Consider the following 18,124-nt stretch of genomic DNA (forward strand, 5'->3'; position numbering starts at 1 on the left):
TCCTCAGAATTTGTAATCCAGACCGACATAGACCGTCGGGTTGCCCACATCAGTGAAGCCAAGTGTCTTTTTCAGCGGCACGCCGACGCTCGTCAGCAGCGCCACTTTCTTGTGCAGGGCCGTCGCCGCCCCGATCCCGATGGAGGCCAGCACGTCCTGACTGGAATCGAAGCCACCCGAGGCGCGGTAAGGCACGACGACCGCCGCATCGACGAAGGCGAAGGGCCGCACATTCAGGCGTCCTTTCATCCACGAGAAAGGCTCGCGCTTGGATATCTGCAGGTTCAGCACCACGCCGGAATCGCCACCGCGCACCTCACTCGGATAGCCGCGCACGCTGCCCACGCCGCCTGCGGTGATCAGGCGCGACACGGGCAGGTTCTGCCCCGGCGCGATCTGGAAGTTCGCGGTCGCGTCGAATTGCAGCGCCTTGCCCAGCGGCGTGCTGAAGCTCGCATCGCCGTAGAGCAGCTGATAGGAACCCTCGGTCTCGGACGTGCCCTTGGCATCCGCCCGACCGAGCCGCACCCCGAAGCCGATGCTCGCCCGCGCCTTAGGCCATTGCCGGTAGAAGCGCCCGATCGCATAGACTTCGCGCAGGGTAATGTCCGAAAATGCGAGCGGCCCCGCCTTGGACTTGTCGCGCCCGGTGTCGAAACCACCCTCGAAGGTGAAATAGCGATCCGGCCCGATCTTGAACGGGCGACGGTAGTTGACGGTGAAATCGGTGGAGTCCGAGGTGATCTGAACGGGGGTGAACTCGCCCCCGATGATCGAACTGTTGGAGCGGCTGATCGCCGCGGTCACGACCCCGCCATTCGGCCCGATCGGACGCGAATAGCCCAGCGAATAGGCCGACGCCCCGTCCGACTTCTGCGCCTGGAAGGAGAGCGCATCGCGCACGCCTGTCACGCTCGACCAGCGCACGAAAAGCGAGGCCCGGGCGCGGCCCGTCTCGGGACGCCCGTAATTATCCGCCGACAGTGTCACGGCAAAGCGTTTCGGAGACTCGCCGTAGATCGTCGCCACCGTCGTGCCCGGCGCGGTACCCGGCGAGAATTTCAGCGACGGGCGGATGTCGTAGGAGAGATCAAAGACGCGCAGCTCGCGGGAAATCTCATCGAAATCCGGTTTCTCGTTGACCGGCAGCGTGAGCCGGTCCCGCAGGAAGCTCGGGTTTGTACGCGGGAAGCCGTCGATCTGCACCGACTCGACCTTCGCCTCGACCAGCGCGACATGCAAAACGCCGTTGCGGATCTCCTGCGGCGGCAGCACGGGCTCCGCCGTCGGCACCCCTTCGACGATGTAGAGCCGCTTGATCTCTTTGATCATCGTCGTCAGGTCGTCGAAGCTGATCGGGCGGCCTGTATATTGATCGGCCACCTTTTGTAGCTGCTCGGGCTTGAGATAGCTCGACGGGTCGAAGACGATCTTCGACAGCGTGAAGGTCTGGACCGAGACGGCGCCTGCACCCGCCGTCTGCTTCGCCTGCGCCTCGGCATGCGCGGTCGTCAGGGGCGCTGCGAATGTCGCGCCAGCCAGGAGTATCTTCAGCAGCAGGGACTTCACTTTTGCGCCTCCTCGTCCCGGGCCTGCGCCAGGGCATTGGTCAGCCCCATCAACGACACGTCGAAATGGATCGGCGGGGCATTGGGGGCAGGGCGATAGGTTAGCTGCGCGGCGCGGGCGGCTTTCCATGCGGCAAGCTCGGCACGCGGAAGATCGATGCGCGCCTCGCAGGCACCGGGAACGCAGCGGATCAGGCGCAGTCGCTGTTCGGAACGGCCCGAAATCCTCGCGAACGCGCCCGAGCCGATATGGATCTGCTGTGGCAAGAGCACCTGCAACCGCGCGCCGCCATCATATTCGGGTTGCATCCGAAGGGTCGCGAGCCACGTCCGGTCTGCCGCCAGGGTCGTCGTGGCGGCGATGCAGGGCTCTGCGGCCTGCGGACAGTTCACTTTCCAGTCGCGAAAGGTCCAGCTTTGCGGTGCGGCCTCTGCTGTCGCGGCGCTTGCGCTGAGAGAGAGGAAGAGAAACAGCGTAAATCTTAAAATGAAAGGACGGTTTCCGGGAAATGTAGAAGACGCGCCGATACGACTTCGCAAAATCGGAATAGATCGCCTTGATCGCAATAAAATACCCACGCGACACCCACCGTAATATTCAGCATGCTCGAATGCTGCCCGCATTTTTTTTGGCGGGGCTGATTTCCATACAAATACCATCCCTGACGACCAGCAGCCACCACGAGACTGCCCAAACACCTCAAAACCTGCCCCTTTTGCAGACCGTAGAGAGCGCGAATTGAGCCAACAATTCCCAATTGGGGAGGGTCGCGCCTTTTTTCGGATTGCGTGACACCTATCCCGAGGTCAGAAGCCCGCGCCGGGTGGCCTTGGGAATGGCGACGGGATGCCCCATCGCCGCCTTCAGCAGCCAATCCCATTCGGCATAGATAAAGGCATGGCCCATGTCGGGGATCTTTTGCAGCGACACCTGTCCCAGATCCCGTGCAAGCGCCTCGGCCCCGCCCATCGGGTTGATCCGGTCGCACATGCCATGAAACAATTGCACCGGCACTTCGATCTGAGTTAGATCAAGATTTAGCGGCTGGGCGATGATCTGATATTCCTGAATCAGGCCGTCCATACCCTGTGCGATGCGCTCTTCGAGCATATCGCGCGACCGTTGCCGCACCATGGGCGCGTGCAGGATCGCCTCTTCATGGGGGCAATCGGCCCGCGCAGCGGCGCGATCACAGAAATTGTCCATATTGTGCAGGATTGAATTCGCCAGAAAGGGAATGACACGGCGCAGCAACCCCGGCCAGCGCCGACCGATGATCGACGCAATCTGATAGAAGAAATCCATCTCGCGCCAATTCGGCGCGACGTAATCGGGATAGAACACTGAAGCCAGCGTGACCCGGTCGACGCGGTCGCGCAATTGATGGGCCGCCCCAAGCACCGCAACCGAGCCGTAGGAATAGCCCATCAGAGAAAACCGAGAGATGTCGAGACGCTCGCAGATCATCGCAACATCCTGGGCATAGTCACAAGCCGATTGCTGCTTGCGAAACGACGATCGGAAGGTGCCGGGCCGGCAGGGAATGATCAGCCTGGCCCCCAGCCGATCCAGCAACGGCTGATAACGCTCAGGATAGCCAAGAATATCCAGCGCGCCACCGGTCAGCGCATCGAACATGATGAGAGGATAGCCGGATTGTGCGCCAAGGGTAAAAATTTCCAGGGTCTCACCATCGTCACGTTGCAGCACCTGCCGCGTCCCACGGGCCTCGACGCGGGCCGGGTTGTCGTTCGGGATGACCGAAGAGTTGAAGAGGATATATTGCAGCAATTCCGCCTGCCCACGGACACCGATGCTCTGGCAGATATCCTTGAGATAGGTGCGCCCGGTTTCATAGCTCGCGCCACAGGCCTCAGCGGCACGACGCAGATTGCCATGGCGCAGGAATTCGGCGAGAAGACGTGTTTTGGCCGGTGTCAGCGCAAAAATCTTCCCGAAATGGTCGGCAAGCTGGTCGGCGGTCTTGTCAACACAGACCAGCACCCACGCAACGCCTTGCGGCAAAGACCGGCCTACCATCTGTCTTCGTGAAAAAAGGATCAGCGCGGGCATCGTTCCGTCCGGTTCGGTGCGGATGACCGGGCCACCGGTTTGGTGATATTCGGACATCATCCCCTTCAATGCGGGCGGCTCGGGCAACCAATCGGCACGTTGCAAGCACAACCTTGCGGCGGATGGGGGCGCATGCGAGATCAACTCCCCCTGGTCACCAAGCATCATCATGGAAATGCCCAGTTGATCCAGCAGCCGGTCTTTCAGATCGACACTCTTTTCAAGAGCCAGCATTTTTTCGGAAAGCGACAATGCCCTGGCAAAATGGTGCTGAAGATCCAGCAAGTCTTCTGCCAGTGCCGGGGCTGCATCGGACTTTTCGATCACGTCGAATACGCGCAGGATCATGTCGGGCCACAGGGAATTGTCCAGTGCCGTATCGTAGATTTGGTGAACAATATCCAAACTGTTCGTATCGTCCGGCCGGACCAGCACCCTTTCGGGGCCACCGCCATCCCGTCTGGCTTCAACCGTCTCATCTTTCGGTGAACAGGATTTAGCACCTGAAAGAACGGTCATGGGTGACCTCCTGTCTTCGATCTGACTACACAAACAGTTGAACCAGATAACCGAAATACAAAAAAGCGTTATGTTGAGCGTATTCTTCTCCAGGGCCAGAGAAGCCGATGGGGGGCACCATAATCGAAAGATCGGCTTTGATAGATTACGAAACCCATTTCATTGCCGGTACGAAAGGGTAATTTTGCGCCGCGCACATGGTGAGCGCTCCGTGAGCAGACACTCAATGGGCGCGGCTTGAACGTCGGCTTCGGGCCGCCAGCGGTCACGAGATATCTGCATCATGACGCCTGTGGCTGTCGGGATTTCGCACTAACTGTCGTCATTTGACGGGCTTTCGCAGATACGCCCTCGAACATGACCCCGATACATGTTTGGAGGTGTCTGTGCGAAGGTCGCGCGCTGCTATCTGCTGTCGAGATTTGACGAAGTGCTCTATGCGAATCTTCCTCATACTTCGGATTCATCGTCGCACTCCCATTCGAACTCGAAGCCATGCCGACGAGCGAGCCATTCCTTTACATCGTGCGGATTCATTCGGACGGATCCAAACACACAACGCGTTGGAAGACCGTCCTCAATCCAGCGCTCAATCGTGCGGACTCCAAAACCGCACGCGTGTGCCAGCTCAGGTTTTGTCTTCAAGGGGGTTCGATAGCGTACTCGCAACTCGCCTTTAGGGATGGGGCCGCGTTCGCAGGCCCAGACGTCCTCCCAGGTCAAACGAAGCGAACGATTGACCCGGCTCGCATGAAGGTCACCGGATTTGATACGGCGGGCCACCGTAGAATTTGACAATCCGTAGTGACGGGCGACTTGTTCGATCGTCAGCATCTTTCTCTCCCGATGTTCAAACAGGAAAGAGATAGATCCTTTCATGGCGCCACCGAAAAACGCGCCTTAGCTATTTGCTCGGTCGAGGCTGTTGAACCAGCAGGTAATCCCCCTGACCTGCCACGGGACTTTCATCCAGCCGCGACCGGAGCCCGGTTGGTTGTGCTCTGCCTACGTTTTTTGGACCGCCGGACGTCGGAGTTTCCGGCCTTTGTCACGATGGCGGGCTGGTTGCGCCACCCGACTTCGTCAGCGTGATCGGGGCCTTGTTCCCGATACCCGCAAGCCCCCTCACGCGAGACACACAACCTCGATTCAAACCGAATTTTGTCGCCGCCTGATTGACACCACCTCCATATGTTTTCAACATGTTGAAATGAAAGTAAAAAATCCTACCGCCCCAGCCACTTTTCTCAGACAATGATGAAATGCTTAGGGTTTCTCTGGCCGCACAGGTCTTGAAGCCGGCTGCTGGCCGGTTTGGTAACACAAGACCTTCAAACGACGTTGCCGACGCCATGCTCCCTCCACCTAATCGAGGGCCACATGTCGAAGTACCTTTTTCCTAAGAACAGGCGCCTAAACTTTCGCCGCCGAATCCCAACCCGGCTCGTCGTGCAGCAAGTTCCTTCCGACTTCGTGTGTGCGCTGCCGCCCTGCAATCATCATGTGGCCGTTCAGATGGCGAGGCTCAAGCCTCCTAGCCAGTAGATGACGACTGCTACGAGAGCGATGACAAAGAAGAAGGCCTTGGGGAAACTGTCATATCTGGTTGCCACACGCTGCTAGTCTTTCTGCCTGCCGAACATGATCTCGATCCGGTTGCGCCGTTTGTAGAGCCGCTTGTCGTATCTGGCAGGCTGCTGAGCAGCGCCCGCGCCCCGACGTAATCACTCACCTGGCTGGCAGAGGCGAAGAATTTGATCGGTCGACCTTTGCTGTCGCAGCTGGCATGCAACTTGGTATTCATGCCGCCGTTGGTGCAACCAATCAGGCGGCCAAGCCCCTTTTTTTCGCGCCCAGGCTGGACGCTGTGGGATGTGCCTTGAGGTAGGTCGCGTCGATCATCACTGTTTTCTTCGCGCCATGCTCGGCGGCGAGCGCGGCCATCATCTGAGCAAAGATGGCTTTGTCGCTCCACCGCTTCCAACAGTTGCATAGTGTCTTGTGCGGACCATACTCTTTCGGCGCGAGCTTTGCTGTGGAGCTTCGGGGAATAGGACTCAGGGCGCGCCAACTGCGCATCTCTCAGCCAGAAACGATCAGCCGTGTCACCGCTCGCTATTCGCGTGATGAATCATGTCACTCCGCTGAAATCAACGGGGCCTGAGCCTAGGCAGGCTCGCCGCGTTCTTCAACGCGGGGCCTCCGCGTCGAGCGCGCGGCAGAGCCTTTCCGTCACCTGCTCGGTGCTGGCTGCGCCACCAAGGTCCCGGGGCCGGCTCTCGGGATCGGCGGTCACGACTTCGATCGCGCGCATCAAGCGGGCCTCGGCCTCGGTCTCGCCCAGATGCCCCAGCATCATCGCAGCACTCCAGAAGGTGCCGATGGGATTGGCGACGCCCTTGCCGGTGATATCGAAGGCCGAGCCATGGATCGGCTCGAACATCGACGGCGCGGCGCGCTCGGGATTGAGATTGGCGGTGGGGGCGATGCCGATCGACCCTGCGAGCGCCGCCGCCAGATCCGAGAGGATGTCGGCGTGAAGGTTCGTGGCGACGATCGTGTCGAGCGAACGCGGATCGAGCGTCATGCGCACGGTCATCGCGTCGACCAGCATCCGGTCCCATGTCACGTCGGGAAACTCGCGCGCGACCTCGGCGGCGATCTCGTCCCACAGCACCAGCCCGTAGCGCTGCGCGTTGGATTTCGTCACCACCGTCAGACGCTTACGCGGGCGCGCCTGGGCCTGCGAGAAGGCCACGCGCATGATGCGCTCGACGCCGGTACGGGTGAAGATGGCGGTCTCGGTGGCGACCTCGTGCGGCTGGCCGCGATGGCTGCGCCCGCCCTGCCCCGCATATTCGCCCTCGGAATTCTCGCGCACGATCAGCCAGTCCAGATCGTCCGGACCGACACCCGCAAGCGGGCTCGACAGGCCCGGCAGGATCCGGGTGGGCCGCAGGTTCGCATATTGATCGAGCCCCTGACAGATCGCGAGGCGCAGCCCCCAGAGCGTCAGGTGATCGGGCACGTCCGGAGCGCCGACTGCGCCGAAAAGGATCGAGTCATAGGCTCGCAGTGCATCGACCCCGTCTGCGGGCATGAATGTGCCCTCGCGCTGAAAGCGTTTCGAGCCCCAGTCGAAGCGGTCGACCTCCAGCCGGAAGGCGTTGGTCTGGCGGCTCAGGTGGTCAAGCGCCGTCAGTGCGGCGTCGACCACCTCCGGCCCGATCCCGTCGCCGGGGATGGCCGCGATACGATGCACACGGGTCGTCATGGCCGCATCACTTCTTCAGCCACGCCTTGAAAGCGTCACCGTAATCGGGATGCCAGCGCGACAAGGGCGGGCGGTTCTCGGTGATATCGCCCGCCGCCCAGAGGATGCGCTTCACATCCGTTGCGCGATCCACGTCGTTGTCGGGGCACAGAATGTAGAAATCGCCGCGCTCGATCGAGGCGAAGAGAAACTCCACGACCTGCTCGGGCGTCCATGCATCGGCGGGTTTCTCGGTGCGCCCACCTGCGGTGAGCGGTGTGTAGACGAAGCCCGGAATGAACAGCCGCGCCTCGACCTTGCAGTCCTCGCGATTGCGCAGCTCGTGCTGCAGCGCCTCGGTAAAGGCCTTCACGCCGGCTTTCGACACGTTATAGGCCGGATCGCCCGGGGGCGTCGTAATCCCCTGCTTGGAGCCGGTATTGACGATCAGCCCCGGCGCGCCCGAGGCGATCATGCGCGGCGCAAAAATCTGGCTGCCACGGATGATGCCACCCATATTCACGTCGAGGATGCGGTCCCAGTTGCCTTCCGCATCGAAGATCGAGCTGCCGGGCTGCATGCCCGCATTGTTCATCAGCAGATTGACCGGCCCGAAATGCGCCCAGACCTCATCGGCGAGCGCCGTGAGCTGCGCGCGGTCCGAGACATCGGTGGCCTGCGTCATTACGTCAGCCGCCGCCGCGCCCGCAGCGATCAGGGCGTCGTATGCGGCTTCGAGCGCAGCCCCCGGCAGATCGGCGATGCAGACGCGCATCCCCAGCCCGGCGAGGTGGCGGGCGGCGGCGAGGCCGATACCCGAGGCCCCTCCGGTGACGACTGCGACATTGCCTTTGGCGAGAGCGGGATGCATGGGATTTCTCCTTTTTTCGTTCGGTGTCCGAGATCGGCGCGCCTCAGGCGGTTGCGCCGGCGAAGACCTCGAAATCAGTATCGATGATGGTGGGCGTAGAGGGGCGCTCGGGCGAGGCCAGAACCTCCTCGATCGCCTTCTTGCCGATGAGATAGCGGTTCGAGCGGACGGTCGAAAGCGGCTGCGGCAGCTCCTTGCCGATATCGAGCCCGTTGAAGCCGAATATGGCGAATTGGTCAGGCAGGCTGATGCCTTCGGCAAGGCAGTGGAAGACGCCGCCCACGGCCATGTCGTCGTTGGAATAGACCGCGACGTCGATCTGCGGGGCCGATGCACGCAGGCGCGCGGTCTGCTCCCGGCCCGTCCCGACCGAGCTGGGTCCGTCGTCGATCGCATGCGCCTCGACCGACAGGCCGGATTCCGCGAGCGCTTCGCACAGCCCGTCATAGCGCAGCCGTGCCCTGCGGTCGGCGTTCCAGTCATGGCCGACATAGCCGAAATGGCGGTAGCCGCGCGAGATCAGGTGGCGACCGATCGCGTGGCCCGCGCGGCGATGCGAGGTGCCCACCGCGATGTCGATCGGCGTGCTGTCGATATCCATCATCTCGACGACGCGGATGTCGCTTTGCACGAGCATCTTGCGGGTGGCGTCGGTGTGGTCGAACCCGGCGAGCAGGATCGCGGCGGGTTTCCAGCTGAGGATGCCGCGCACGACGGCCTCTTCGCGCTCGACATTGTAATCCGTGGTCGAGATCACCGGTTGCAGGTCGCTTCCGTCGAGCCCGGCATGGACGCCCTGCAGGACCTCCGGGAACACGATGTTGGAGAGCGACGGAATGACGACGCCCACGAGGAAGGAGTCGAGCGAGGCCAGCGAGCCCGCGATGCGGTTTGGGACGTAGCCCATCGCGCGGACCGTCTCCATGACCTTCTCGCGGGTGGACTCGGCGACGAGCCCCTTGTTGCGCATGATCCGCGATACCGTCGACTCGCTGACATTGGCACGGCGCGCGACCTCGCGCACCGTGATCTTGCTTTTGCGGTCAGGCAATCGCTGCTTGGTCCCCATGACGCTTTCCTCCAATTCCTTTCGGGCGAGCCCGAGTCAATGACCCAGCAATGCACCGTGCGGCAGCGTTTTCATAGGCCATCGATGCATGGGCGCGAAAACATCGCGGGGACCGTGGCGATCATACCTCCACGTATTTGCGCCACGGATGCGCTTCCTTGAAGCCCAGAACCTCGCGCGCCTTGCGGTTCGAGATCGGCGCCTCGTCGGGGCCCATCTCGCGGGTGATCGGCGTGTTCGGGCAATACTTCTTCAAGAACTCGGTGGTCGGCATATCGGCGGTGATCGTGTCGTTGACCGCGTTGAACACCTGATAGCCCAGCCCGTCCTTCTCGATGCACAGATGCACGATCTCACCCAGATCGCGGGCGTCGATATAGCTCCAGGCGTTGCGCTTGCGGCTCATCGGGTCCTCGAGGAAGCCCTTGAACATGCCGTATTCATCCGGCTCGATCACGTTGCCGATGCGCAGCGCATAGATATCCGCGCCGTAGCGGGCGGCGAAAGCGCGGGCGGTCTTTTCGTTGCAGACCTTGGAGAGCCCGTAGCTGTCCATCGGATCGCTGTCGTAATCTTCCTCGAGCGGGAAGGAGTGGAAGTCCTTGTCACCCTCGGCGAAGCACACGCCATAGGTCGTCTCGGACGAAGCGATGATCACCTTGCGCACGCCGAGCTTCATCGCCGCCTCGATCACGTTGTAGGTGCTCATGACGTTGGCCTGGTAGGTCACGTTGTCGGGCTCGATCAGCACGCGCGGGATCGCGGCGAAATGCACGATCGCATCGGGCGGCGACGGCGGTGCGCCCTTCTCGAACCCGCCGAAGTCGTGGTGGGTGGTCAGCGCGTTGAACACGGCGCCGCTGTCGGTCACGTCGGTGATCAGCGTGTTGACGCCCGGCACGTCGAGCGGCTTGAGGTCGACGTTGAGCACATCGTAGCCCTTGCTCAGCAGATGCGGCACCGCATGACGCCCAGCCTTGCCGGTTCCGCCTGTAAATACTACGCGCTTGGTCATTTCAGTCTCCGTTTCGTTCATTCACATTTGGTTCGACGGGACGGCCTCAGCCGGTCGCCGCCAGCATCACGCTTTCCTGCGTGGCGTTCTCTCGGGTCAGTTCGCCGCTGATCTGCCCCTCCTTCAACACGATCACACGGTCGCTGATCGCCAGAATCTCCGGCAGATCCGAAGAGACGACGATGATCGACATTCCCTCCTCGGCCATCTTGCCCAGCAACGTGTGGACCTCTGCCTTGGCGCCGATATCGATCCCGCGCGTCGGTTCGTCGACGATCAGGATCTGCGGGCGGCGCGCGGCCCATTTCGCCAAGACGACCTTCTGCTGGTTGCCGCCCGACAGGTTGAGCACTTTCTGCTCGGGCGACGGCGTCTTGATGCCCAGCGCGCGGATGTAATCCGCACAGGCCGCGGTTTCCTTGCGACGGTTCACGAAGTCGAGGCTGCAATAGTCACTCAGATGCGTCAGCGAGAAATTCTCGCGCACCGACATGCCGAGGACAAGCCCGCGCGACTGCCGATCCTCGGTCACAAATCCGAGCCCATGCTCGATCGCGTCCGAGGGCGAGGAAATCCGCGCCGGTTTGCCATTGATAGAAATCTCGCCGCTATGGGGGCGGCTACCGAAGATCATCTCCATCACTTCGGTCCGCCCGGCGCCGACCAGACCGAAGAAGCCCAGCACCTCGCCGCGACGCAGGTCGAAATCGACGTCGCGCACGAAGACGCCTTCGTCCTTCACGCGTTTCTCGGTGAGGTTGCGCACCGACATCAGAACCTCGTCGGTCGCGTGGGAGATGTGGTGGCCGAACAGCTGGTCGAGTTCGCGGTCCACCATCAGCCGCACCAGCAGGTCGCTCGTCATTTCGGACACGGGTCGGGTGTCCACGGTGCGCCCGTCGCGCAGCACGGTGACGCGGTCGGCGATCTCGAAGATTTCCTCGAGCTTGTGCGAGATGAAGACGATGCCGACACCCTGCGCGGCCAGCTTGCGCGACATGCGCAACAGCGTCGATGCCTCGTGGTGGCTCAGCGACGCGGTCGGCTCGTCCATGATGATGAGTTTGGAATTGTAGGAGATGGCGCGGGCGATCTCGATCAGCTGCCTCTGGCCGATCGAAAGCGTGCCGACCATCGCTTCGGGGTCGATTTCCACGCCAAGCTCGTGCAGCACCGCGCGGGTGTCCGCATTCATCTTGGTGCGGTCGATCAGGCCGGTGGGCAACAGCGGCTCGCGCGCGAGAAAGACGTTCTCGGCGACGGTGAGGTTATTCACCACCGCGAGTTCCTGGTAGATGATCGAGATGCCGAGCGACCGGGCATGGACCGGGTTCTTGATGACGACGGGTTCGCCCTCGACCCGGATCTCGCCGCCCGGATCGGCGCGCAGCACGCCGGTCATGATCTTCATCAGGGTGCTCTTGCCGGCGCCATTCTCACCCGCCAGCACATGCACCTCTCCGGAATTGAGATGCAGGTCGACGTGGTCCAGCGCCTTCACCCCGGGAAAGGTCTTGGAAATGCCGATCATTTCGAGAAACGGTTTCATCGCGGCCTCTGGCTGAAGAATGTCGGGCGGGGCCGCGTTTGGCCCCGCCCAGGTCTTGTCGGAGATTACTTGGTGTAGCTGTCGAGGTTGTCGGCAGTCACAACGGTCACACCGGTGTCGATGTTCTGCGGGTCGGTCTCTTCACCCTTGATCTGGGCCACGAGATGCTCGACCGCCAGCTTGCCCATCGTGATCGGGCGCTGCACCATGATGCCGTCGATGAAGCCTTCCTTCACGCCTTTGATCGTGTCGGGCAGATCGTCGAAGGCGAAGACCTTCACCTGGCCTTTCTTATCCGCGAATTCCTGCTGCGCGAGAACCTTCGCGACGGCCGGGCCACCGACCTGGCTGATGCCGAAGATGCCCGAGAGGTTCGGGTTGGCGCGCAGGAGCGCCTCGGTCACCGACACGGCGCGCGCGAGGTCATCCTCGGTGCCTTCGGTCGCGACCAGCTTGATGTCGGGATATTCGGCCAGCGCTTCCTTCACGCCGTCGATCCGCTCGTTCAGGTTCGACGCGCCGAGCTGACCGGTGACGATCGCCACTTCACCCTTGCCGCCGAGCGCTTCCGCCATGGATTTGCCCATGGTCACGCCAGCCTGCTTGTTGATCGTGCCGATATACATGCTGCGCGAGCTATTGGCGCTGTCACTGTCGAAGGTGACGACCTTGATGCCCGCATCGGTGGCCTGCTTGATGATGCCTTCGACCGATTTCGGCTCGTTGACCGAGATCCCGATCCCGTCGACATGGCGTGCCATCAGGTCCTCGATGATCTTGACCTGCGTCGAACCCTGCGTGTTCGCGGGCACAACCCACTGATACTTCACGCCCAGTTCCTTGGCCGCTTCCGCGCCACCGGTGTTGCAGTCGTCGAAGAACGGAACGGCCACTTTCGGCACGAGCGCCACGGTGATGTCCTGAGCATAGGACGCTGCCGTCCCCATACCGGTTGCCAGGGCCAGAACCGCAGCGGCGGCTTTCATTGCAATACGCATCTTGTCTCCTCCTCCGGACCCAACCAACCGCGGCGGGCCCCTGTTGTTGATGCAGTTTCGGTTTCACGCCCCGCACCGGGGCATTCTTCGTCCGGATCTCGCGCCGCTCTCTCCTCTTCGAGACGCGCTCCGGCTTCTTGATCTTGTTCCTTCCCGGACGGCGCGGCTCAGCCGCGCCCGCCCATCCGATTGCGCAGCACGTCCAGGCTGACCGCGATCAGGATCACGCCGCCGGTAATAGCCTGCTGGGCATAGGTGTTGATGTTGAGCAGCACGACGCCGTTGGCGATCTCGCCGATCAGGGCAGCCCCGATGACCGCGCCGAGCACCGAGCCGATACCGCCCGCGAGGCTCGCCCCGCCGATCGCGGCCGCGGCGATCACTTCAAGTTCCGAACCGAAGCCCGAGGCCGGCTCTGCCGAGAGATAGCGCGAGAAGGCGATGACGCCGGCCAGCGCGGAAATCGTCGAGGACAGAACATAGACCGCGAGCTTGACGCGCTGGACCTTCACCCCGCTCAGACGCGCCGCGTTCTCGTTGCCGCCCGTGGCATAGACGTGCCGACCGAAGCGGGTCCGGGTCATGATGACCGTGAAGATGAGCGTCAGCACGAGCAGGATGACCACCGGCACCGGCACCGGGCCGACATAGCCCTGCCCCAGAAAGCTGAAGCTCTCGGGCGTCTCCGGGGTCAGCGGCACGCCGTGGGTGATCATGTACATAAGGCCGCGCCCGATGCTCAACGTGCCGAGCGTGGCGATGAAGGGCGGCAGGCCGATCGCAGTGATCAGCAGCCCGTTGGTCAGCCCGAAGGCAAGCCCGACACCGAGCCCCGCAGCCACCGCCGCATATTGCGAATAGCCCGCGTCGAAACAGAGCGCCGTGATCAGACCGGCAAGCCCCATCGCGGAGCCTACCGACAGGTCGATCCCGCCGGTGATGATGACCATCACCATGCCGATGCTCATGATGGCCGTCAGCGAGAATGCCCGCGACACGCCCATCAGGTTCGACACGGTCAGGAAATACGGTGTGAACAGGCTGATCAGCAGCCCCATCAGGATCAACGCGATCAGAACGTTGAATTCACGCATGTGACGCAGTTGAAGCAATTGATGCAGGACTCGCATGGATTTCCTTTCCGATGGCGTGACCGAATTTTCTGACAGTGCCAAAACGCCCCTCCCTTCTCCGCATCCCCGACGTTCCACACGCTCATCCCGGAACCGATCGCGTCGGTGAGGGGCTGGCGGGTCGGACGGGGATACGCCCGAAATGCTAGCGCTGCCATACCTCCTGTGACAGCGCTGTCATATTGCGAACGGCAAAGACGACTTGTCAATCAGCAAATAACAAAAACTTGTCCTTGGCCACGCGTCGGAACGACGCCCCCTCACCTGCGGAACGTAGTTCCGAGCCCCGCCAAAGCGTTTCAAACAAGGGTCTTGAGACATTCCGGCTTGTCATCGAGCCGGGTCCGTGGTGATACTCGCAAAATATGACAGCGCTGTCATAGGCAACGGGGCGAGAGCGCCCCGACCGCAACAAAGGAGCCCGCCGATGACCGACGAAAGCTACGAATCACCCCGCCCTCTGGCGATGATCCACACTGTCGCCGGGCTGATCCCGGAACTCGAAGGTCTGGCGCAGGAGCACCTGCCCGACTGGAAAGTGTTCAACATGCTCGACGAGAGCCTTCTGCGCCTGACGATCCGCGAGGGATCGGTCAGCCCGATGACGGCGCGACGCCTGACGGGCATGATCTGGTCGGCGGTCGATGCAGGGGCCGAAGCTGTGCTCGTGACCTGCTCCAGCCTCGGCGGCGCGGTCGAACGTATCGCACCGCTCTGCCCCGTCCCGCTGATCCGTATCGACGAAGGGATGGCACAGGAGGCCGTCGCAAAAGGCCACCGCATCGGTGTGCTCGCAACCCTGCAATCGACCCTGACACCCACCGTCGAACTGGTCGAACGCGTCAGCCGCGAGGCCGGGGCGGACAGCACCATCACGAGCGAGGTCGTCGAGGGCGCCTTCGAGACGCTGCAATCGGGCGACCGGGAGGGGCACGACGCGCGGGTGGCCAAAGGCATCGCCCGGCTCGCCCGCGAAAACGACGTGGTGGTTCTGGCACAGGCATCGATGGCGCGCGCGCTCGAACGGCTCGAACCGAGCGCGGATGACCCGCCGGTTCTGACCAGCCCGACGCTGGGCATCGCCCATGCAGCAAGACATCTGGCGCGCTGATCGCGCCTGAGGAAACGATACTCAAGAGGAGGAGATATCCATGAAATACAGAACCCTAGGACGATCGGGGCTCAAGGTCTCGGTGCTCACGATGGGCACGTTCACCTTCGGCGGCGCAGGCGCCTTCAAGGCCGTCGGCGCCCAAGGCGTCAGCGAAGCGCGCAAGCTGGTCGACACCTGCATCGACGCCGGCATCAACCTCTACGACACCGCGAACATGTACTCGACCGGCCTGTCGGAAGAGATCCTTGGCGAAGTGCTCGACGGTCGGCGCGATGACGTGCTGATCTCCTCCAAGGCGCGGATGCGGATCGCCGACGGCCCCAACGACGAGGGCTTTTCGCGCTATCACCTGATCCGCGAATGCGAACGCTCGCTCAAGCGGCTGCGCACCGACCACATCGACATCTACCACATGCATGAATGGGACGGCGTGACCCCGATGGAGGAGATGGTCTCTGCGCTCGACACGCTCGTGCAACAGGGCAAGGTCCGCTACATCGCCTGCTCGAACTTCTCGGGCTGGCACATCATGAAGGCGCTCGGCGTCAGTGACCGGAGCCTGCGCGAGCGCTTCGTGGCCCAGCAGATCCACTACACGCTCGAGGCCCGCGAGGCGGAATACGAATTGCTCCCGATCTCGGTCGATCAGGGGCTGGGCGTGCTGGTCTGGAGCCCGCTCGCCGCCGGCCTCCTCTCGGGCAAGCACCGCCGCGGCAAGGACACTCCGGAAGGCTCGCGTCAGTTCGCAGGCTGGACCGAGCCGCCGATCCGCGACGAGGAGAAGCTGTGGAACATCGTCGATACGTTGGTCGAGATCGGCGACGCGCATGGGGTCTCGGCCGCGCAGGTCGCGCTGGCATGGCTACTGACGCGTCCTGCGGTCAGCTCGCTCGTCATCGGCGGGCGCAACGAACAGCAGTTCCGCGACAATTTCCGCGCCGTGGACCTGGAGCTGAGCGAGGACGAGCTGAAGCGCCTGCACGAGGTCAGCAAGGTTCCCGTGATCTACCCCTACTGGCACCAGCAGCAATTCGCCTCGGACCGGTTCAGCCCGGGCGATTGGGCGCTGCATCGCGATTACATCGAAAGCTGATCAGGGGCGCGCCTTCGTCTCAGGCGAAGGCGCGCATCCACCCGAGGCCGTCCTCGGTCCGGCCCGCCGGGCGATATTCGCAGCCCACGAACCCGTCATATCCCAGCGCGTCCAGCTCGCGCAGGATGCGCGTATCGTCGAGCTCACCGGTGCCGGGCTCATGCCGCTCGGGGACGGCAGCGATCTGCACATGCCCGATGATCGGCGCCATCTCCCGCAGCCCCATCAGCACGTCGCCGTGCAGGATCTGGCGGTGGTAGATGTCGAATTGCAGCTTGAGATTGGGCAGCCCCAGCTCCGCGATCAGATCGGCGGCGAAGCTGAAATCATCCAGAAAATAGCCCGGCATGTCGCGCGTGTTGATCGGCTCGATCACCACGTCGCGCCCCTGCGCCCCGGCTGCCTCACAGACCCGCCGCAGCGAGTCGCGATAGGCCTGCCGCGCTGCCGTATCTTGGCGCGACGCCAGCCCGCTCATCACATGGACCCGCCCGACCCCGGTCGCCTCGGCATAGCGCAGAGCTGTGTCGATCGAGGCCCGGAATTCCTCTCCACGTTCCGGCAGAGCCGCCAGCCCGCGATCACCCGCCGCCCAATTGCCGGGCGGCAGATTGAAGAGCGCCTGCGTCAGCCCGTTCTCATGCAGCCGCGCTGCGATCGCCTCGGGCGGGTGGTCATAGGGAAAGAGATATTCGACCGCATCGAAGCCTGCCTTTTTCGCCGCGGCGAAGCGGTCGAGAAAATCGTGCTCGGTAAACATCATCGTCAGGTTGGCGGCAAATCTGGGCATCGTTCAGCCCTCACTCGCGGTGGTGGCGGTGGGCAGTTCGAGACCTGCGATATCTGCCAGCATCCGCGCCACCGAGGCATCGTCATCGCGCCCCATTCCGGCCGCCGCCGTCATGACGAACATCTGCATCGCTGTGCTTGCAATCGGTGTCGGGAATTTCATGTTCCGGCCAATATCCGCCACGATCCCGAGGTCCTTGGTGAAGATATCCACCGCACTGCGCGGGCTGTAATCGCCCTCGAGCACATGCGGCACCCGGTTCTCGAACATCCAGGAATTGCCCGCCGAGGCGGTGATCACCTCGTAGACCTTCTCCAGATCCAGATCCATCGCCTTTGCGAAGGTGATCGCCTCGCAGGCCGCCGCGATATGCACCCCGGCCAGAAGCTGATTGACCACCTTGAAGGCCGCGCCCGTGCCCGCCTCCTCGCCCAGCTCGTAGACCTTGGCCGCGACGCTATCGAGCGCCGGACGGATGCGCGCAAAAGTCGCAGACGGCCCCGAGCCCATGATCGTCAATTCACCGCTGGCGGCACGTAGCGCGCCGCCGCTGATCGGCGTATCGAGATACTCCACGCCCACCTCGGCGCAGCGTTTGGCGAAGACGCGCGCCAGATCGGGCGCCATCGTGGCGCAGGACATCACGACGCCGCCTTTGGACATGGTCGCGACAGCGCCGCCCGGTCCGAAAAGCACCTGCTCTGTCTGGTCGGCATTGACGACCACGGCGATCACCAGATCCGCATCTTGCGCGCCCGTCGCAGGCTCGGCCGCAACCGCGCCGCCAAGCGCCGCGAAGCGCTCCATCGCATCGGCATTCACATCGACGCCCGTCACCGCGAACCCGTCTCGCAGCAAGCTCTCGGCCATGCCGAAGCCCATCGATCCCAGACCGATGACACAGACCTTCGTCTCTTGGGGTGACTTCATGCGGAATACCTCTCAATCGCCGATTTCTAGTCTCACTCCGCCCCCTCCCAGCGTCCATCTTGCGCTTGCATTGCTGGAATGATAGCGTTGTCATTACATCGTTAGCCCGAGCCGCAACGGCTTGGCAAGGGCTATGTGAAATCGCCGC

16 protein-coding genes and 1 pseudogene are annotated in these 18,124 nt (G+C 62.6%); 2 read left to right on the plus strand and 15 right to left on the minus strand.

Features of this window, described 5'->3' with window-relative positions; genetic code table 11:
* Window positions 1–3: 3 nt before the first annotated feature.
* From AC2TZ7_RS17385 to AC2TZ7_RS17445, 13 genes and pseudogenes are all read right to left on the minus strand, one after another.
* Entirely contained in the window at window positions 4–1,569 is a 1,566-nt protein-coding gene (locus tag AC2TZ7_RS17385) for a ShlB/FhaC/HecB family hemolysin secretion/activation protein (protein ID WP_489865160.1), read from the minus strand.
* Window positions 1,566–2,147, minus strand: coding sequence for an invasion associated locus B family protein (locus AC2TZ7_RS17390; RefSeq protein ID WP_489865161.1), 582 nt, complete (start codon window positions 2,145–2,147; stop codon window positions 1,566–1,568). The genes AC2TZ7_RS17385 and AC2TZ7_RS17390 overlap by 4 nt, the downstream gene beginning before the upstream one ends.
* Before the next feature lie 217 nt (window positions 2,148–2,364).
* Entirely contained in the window at window positions 2,365–4,161 is a 1,797-nt protein-coding gene (locus tag AC2TZ7_RS17395; RefSeq protein ID WP_489865162.1) for a bifunctional helix-turn-helix transcriptional regulator/alpha/beta hydrolase, read from the minus strand.
* A gap of 450 nt (window positions 4,162–4,611) precedes the next feature.
* Window positions 4,612–4,995, minus strand: coding sequence for a helix-turn-helix domain-containing protein (locus tag AC2TZ7_RS17400; RefSeq protein ID WP_489865163.1), 384 nt, complete (start codon window positions 4,993–4,995; stop codon window positions 4,612–4,614).
* 214 nt (window positions 4,996–5,209) lie between these two features.
* Window positions 5,210–5,515 carry a hypothetical protein gene (locus AC2TZ7_RS17405; RefSeq protein ID WP_489865164.1) on the minus strand — a complete coding sequence of 102 codons (306 nt, stop codon included), beginning with the start codon at window positions 5,513–5,515 and terminating at the stop codon, window positions 5,210–5,212.
* 157 nt (window positions 5,516–5,672) lie between these two features.
* Window positions 5,673–6,232 (minus strand): annotated as a pseudogene (locus AC2TZ7_RS17410) (transposase family protein).
* Between the two features lie 117 nt (window positions 6,233–6,349).
* Window positions 6,350–7,435 (minus strand): tartrate dehydrogenase, encoded by a 1,086-nt coding sequence (locus AC2TZ7_RS17415; RefSeq protein WP_489865165.1) that lies wholly within the window; start codon window positions 7,433–7,435, stop codon window positions 6,350–6,352.
* A gap of 7 nt (window positions 7,436–7,442) precedes the next feature.
* Entirely contained in the window at window positions 7,443–8,285 is an 843-nt protein-coding gene (locus tag AC2TZ7_RS17420) for an SDR family NAD(P)-dependent oxidoreductase (RefSeq protein WP_489865166.1), read from the minus strand.
* Window positions 8,286–8,328: 43 nt separating this feature from the next.
* Entirely contained in the window at window positions 8,329–9,354 is a 1,026-nt protein-coding gene (locus tag AC2TZ7_RS17425) for a LacI family DNA-binding transcriptional regulator (protein WP_489865167.1), read from the minus strand.
* Between the two features lie 121 nt (window positions 9,355–9,475).
* Window positions 9,476–10,369, minus strand: a complete 894-nt coding sequence (locus AC2TZ7_RS17430) for an NAD-dependent epimerase/dehydratase family protein (RefSeq protein WP_098411727.1) — start codon at window positions 10,367–10,369, stop codon at window positions 9,476–9,478.
* 46 nt (window positions 10,370–10,415) lie between these two features.
* Window positions 10,416–11,918 (minus strand): sugar ABC transporter ATP-binding protein, encoded by a 1,503-nt coding sequence (locus AC2TZ7_RS17435; RefSeq protein ID WP_489865168.1) that lies wholly within the window; start codon window positions 11,916–11,918, stop codon window positions 10,416–10,418.
* Between the two features lie 65 nt (window positions 11,919–11,983).
* The gene (locus AC2TZ7_RS17440; RefSeq protein WP_489865169.1) at window positions 11,984–12,916 is read right to left on the minus strand and encodes a sugar-binding protein; all 933 of its coding nucleotides are present in this window, start codon (window positions 12,914–12,916) and stop codon (window positions 11,984–11,986) included.
* A gap of 167 nt (window positions 12,917–13,083) precedes the next feature.
* Complete coding sequence (locus tag AC2TZ7_RS17445; RefSeq protein WP_208607944.1) at window positions 13,084–14,010, minus strand: ABC transporter permease; 927 nt, start codon at window positions 14,008–14,010, stop codon at window positions 13,084–13,086.
* A gap of 466 nt (window positions 14,011–14,476) precedes the next feature.
* Between AC2TZ7_RS17445 and AC2TZ7_RS17450 the strand changes: the two genes are divergently transcribed.
* Both AC2TZ7_RS17450 and AC2TZ7_RS17455 read left to right on the plus strand, forming a co-directional pair.
* A complete protein-coding gene (locus tag AC2TZ7_RS17450; RefSeq protein ID WP_489865170.1) occupies window positions 14,477–15,160 on the plus strand; it encodes an aspartate/glutamate racemase family protein in 684 nt (227 codons plus the stop codon).
* 40 nt (window positions 15,161–15,200) lie between these two features.
* Window positions 15,201–16,256, plus strand: a complete 1,056-nt coding sequence (locus AC2TZ7_RS17455) for an aldo/keto reductase (RefSeq protein ID WP_489865171.1) — start codon at window positions 15,201–15,203, stop codon at window positions 16,254–16,256.
* Window positions 16,257–16,275: 19 nt separating this feature from the next.
* On the opposite strand, the gene otnI is transcribed toward AC2TZ7_RS17455, so the two are convergent.
* Both otnI and ltnD read right to left on the minus strand, forming a co-directional pair.
* Entirely contained in the window at window positions 16,276–17,046 is a 771-nt protein-coding gene (gene otnI, locus AC2TZ7_RS17460) for a 2-oxo-tetronate isomerase (RefSeq protein WP_489865172.1), read from the minus strand.
* Between the two features lie 3 nt (window positions 17,047–17,049).
* The gene (gene ltnD, locus AC2TZ7_RS17465; RefSeq protein ID WP_489865173.1) at window positions 17,050–17,976 is read right to left on the minus strand and encodes an L-threonate dehydrogenase; all 927 of its coding nucleotides are present in this window, start codon (window positions 17,974–17,976) and stop codon (window positions 17,050–17,052) included.
* Window positions 17,977–18,124: the final 148 nt, after the last annotated feature.

This window comes from Thioclava sp. ISO4, from assembly GCF_058105145.1.

Excerpts from the sequence above, each read along its gene's own strand:
- AC2TZ7_RS17395 (WP_489865162.1), bottom strand. The coding sequence starts at position 4,161 with ATGACCGTTCTTTCAGGTGCTAAATCCTGTTCACCGAAAGATGAGACG.
- AC2TZ7_RS17400 (WP_489865163.1), bottom strand. The coding sequence starts at position 4,995 with ATGCTGACGATCGAACAAGTCGCCCGTCACTACGGATTGTCAAATTCT.
- AC2TZ7_RS17405 (WP_489865164.1), bottom strand. The coding sequence starts at position 5,515 with ATGGCGTCGGCAACGTCGTTTGAAGGTCTTGTGTTACCAAACCGGCCA.
- AC2TZ7_RS17415 (WP_489865165.1), bottom strand. The coding sequence starts at position 7,435 with ATGACGACCCGTGTGCATCGTATCGCGGCCATCCCCGGCGACGGGATC.
- AC2TZ7_RS17420 (WP_489865166.1), bottom strand. The coding sequence starts at position 8,285 with ATGCATCCCGCTCTCGCCAAAGGCAATGTCGCAGTCGTCACCGGAGGG.
- AC2TZ7_RS17425 (WP_489865167.1), bottom strand. The coding sequence starts at position 9,354 with ATGGGGACCAAGCAGCGATTGCCTGACCGCAAAAGCAAGATCACGGTG.
- AC2TZ7_RS17430 (WP_098411727.1), bottom strand. The coding sequence starts at position 10,369 with ATGACCAAGCGCGTAGTATTTACAGGCGGAACCGGCAAGGCTGGGCGT.
- AC2TZ7_RS17435 (WP_489865168.1), bottom strand. The coding sequence starts at position 11,918 with ATGAAACCGTTTCTCGAAATGATCGGCATTTCCAAGACCTTTCCCGGG.
- AC2TZ7_RS17440 (WP_489865169.1), bottom strand. The coding sequence starts at position 12,916 with ATGCGTATTGCAATGAAAGCCGCCGCTGCGGTTCTGGCCCTGGCAACC.
- AC2TZ7_RS17445 (WP_208607944.1), bottom strand. The coding sequence starts at position 14,010 with ATGCGTGAATTCAACGTTCTGATCGCGTTGATCCTGATGGGGCTGCTG.
- AC2TZ7_RS17450 (WP_489865170.1), top strand. The coding sequence starts at position 14,477 with ATGACCGACGAAAGCTACGAATCACCCCGCCCTCTGGCGATGATCCAC.
- AC2TZ7_RS17455 (WP_489865171.1), top strand. The coding sequence starts at position 15,201 with ATGAAATACAGAACCCTAGGACGATCGGGGCTCAAGGTCTCGGTGCTC.
- otnI (WP_489865172.1), bottom strand. The coding sequence starts at position 17,046 with ATGCCCAGATTTGCCGCCAACCTGACGATGATGTTTACCGAGCACGAT.
- ltnD (WP_489865173.1), bottom strand. The coding sequence starts at position 17,976 with ATGAAGTCACCCCAAGAGACGAAGGTCTGTGTCATCGGTCTGGGATCG.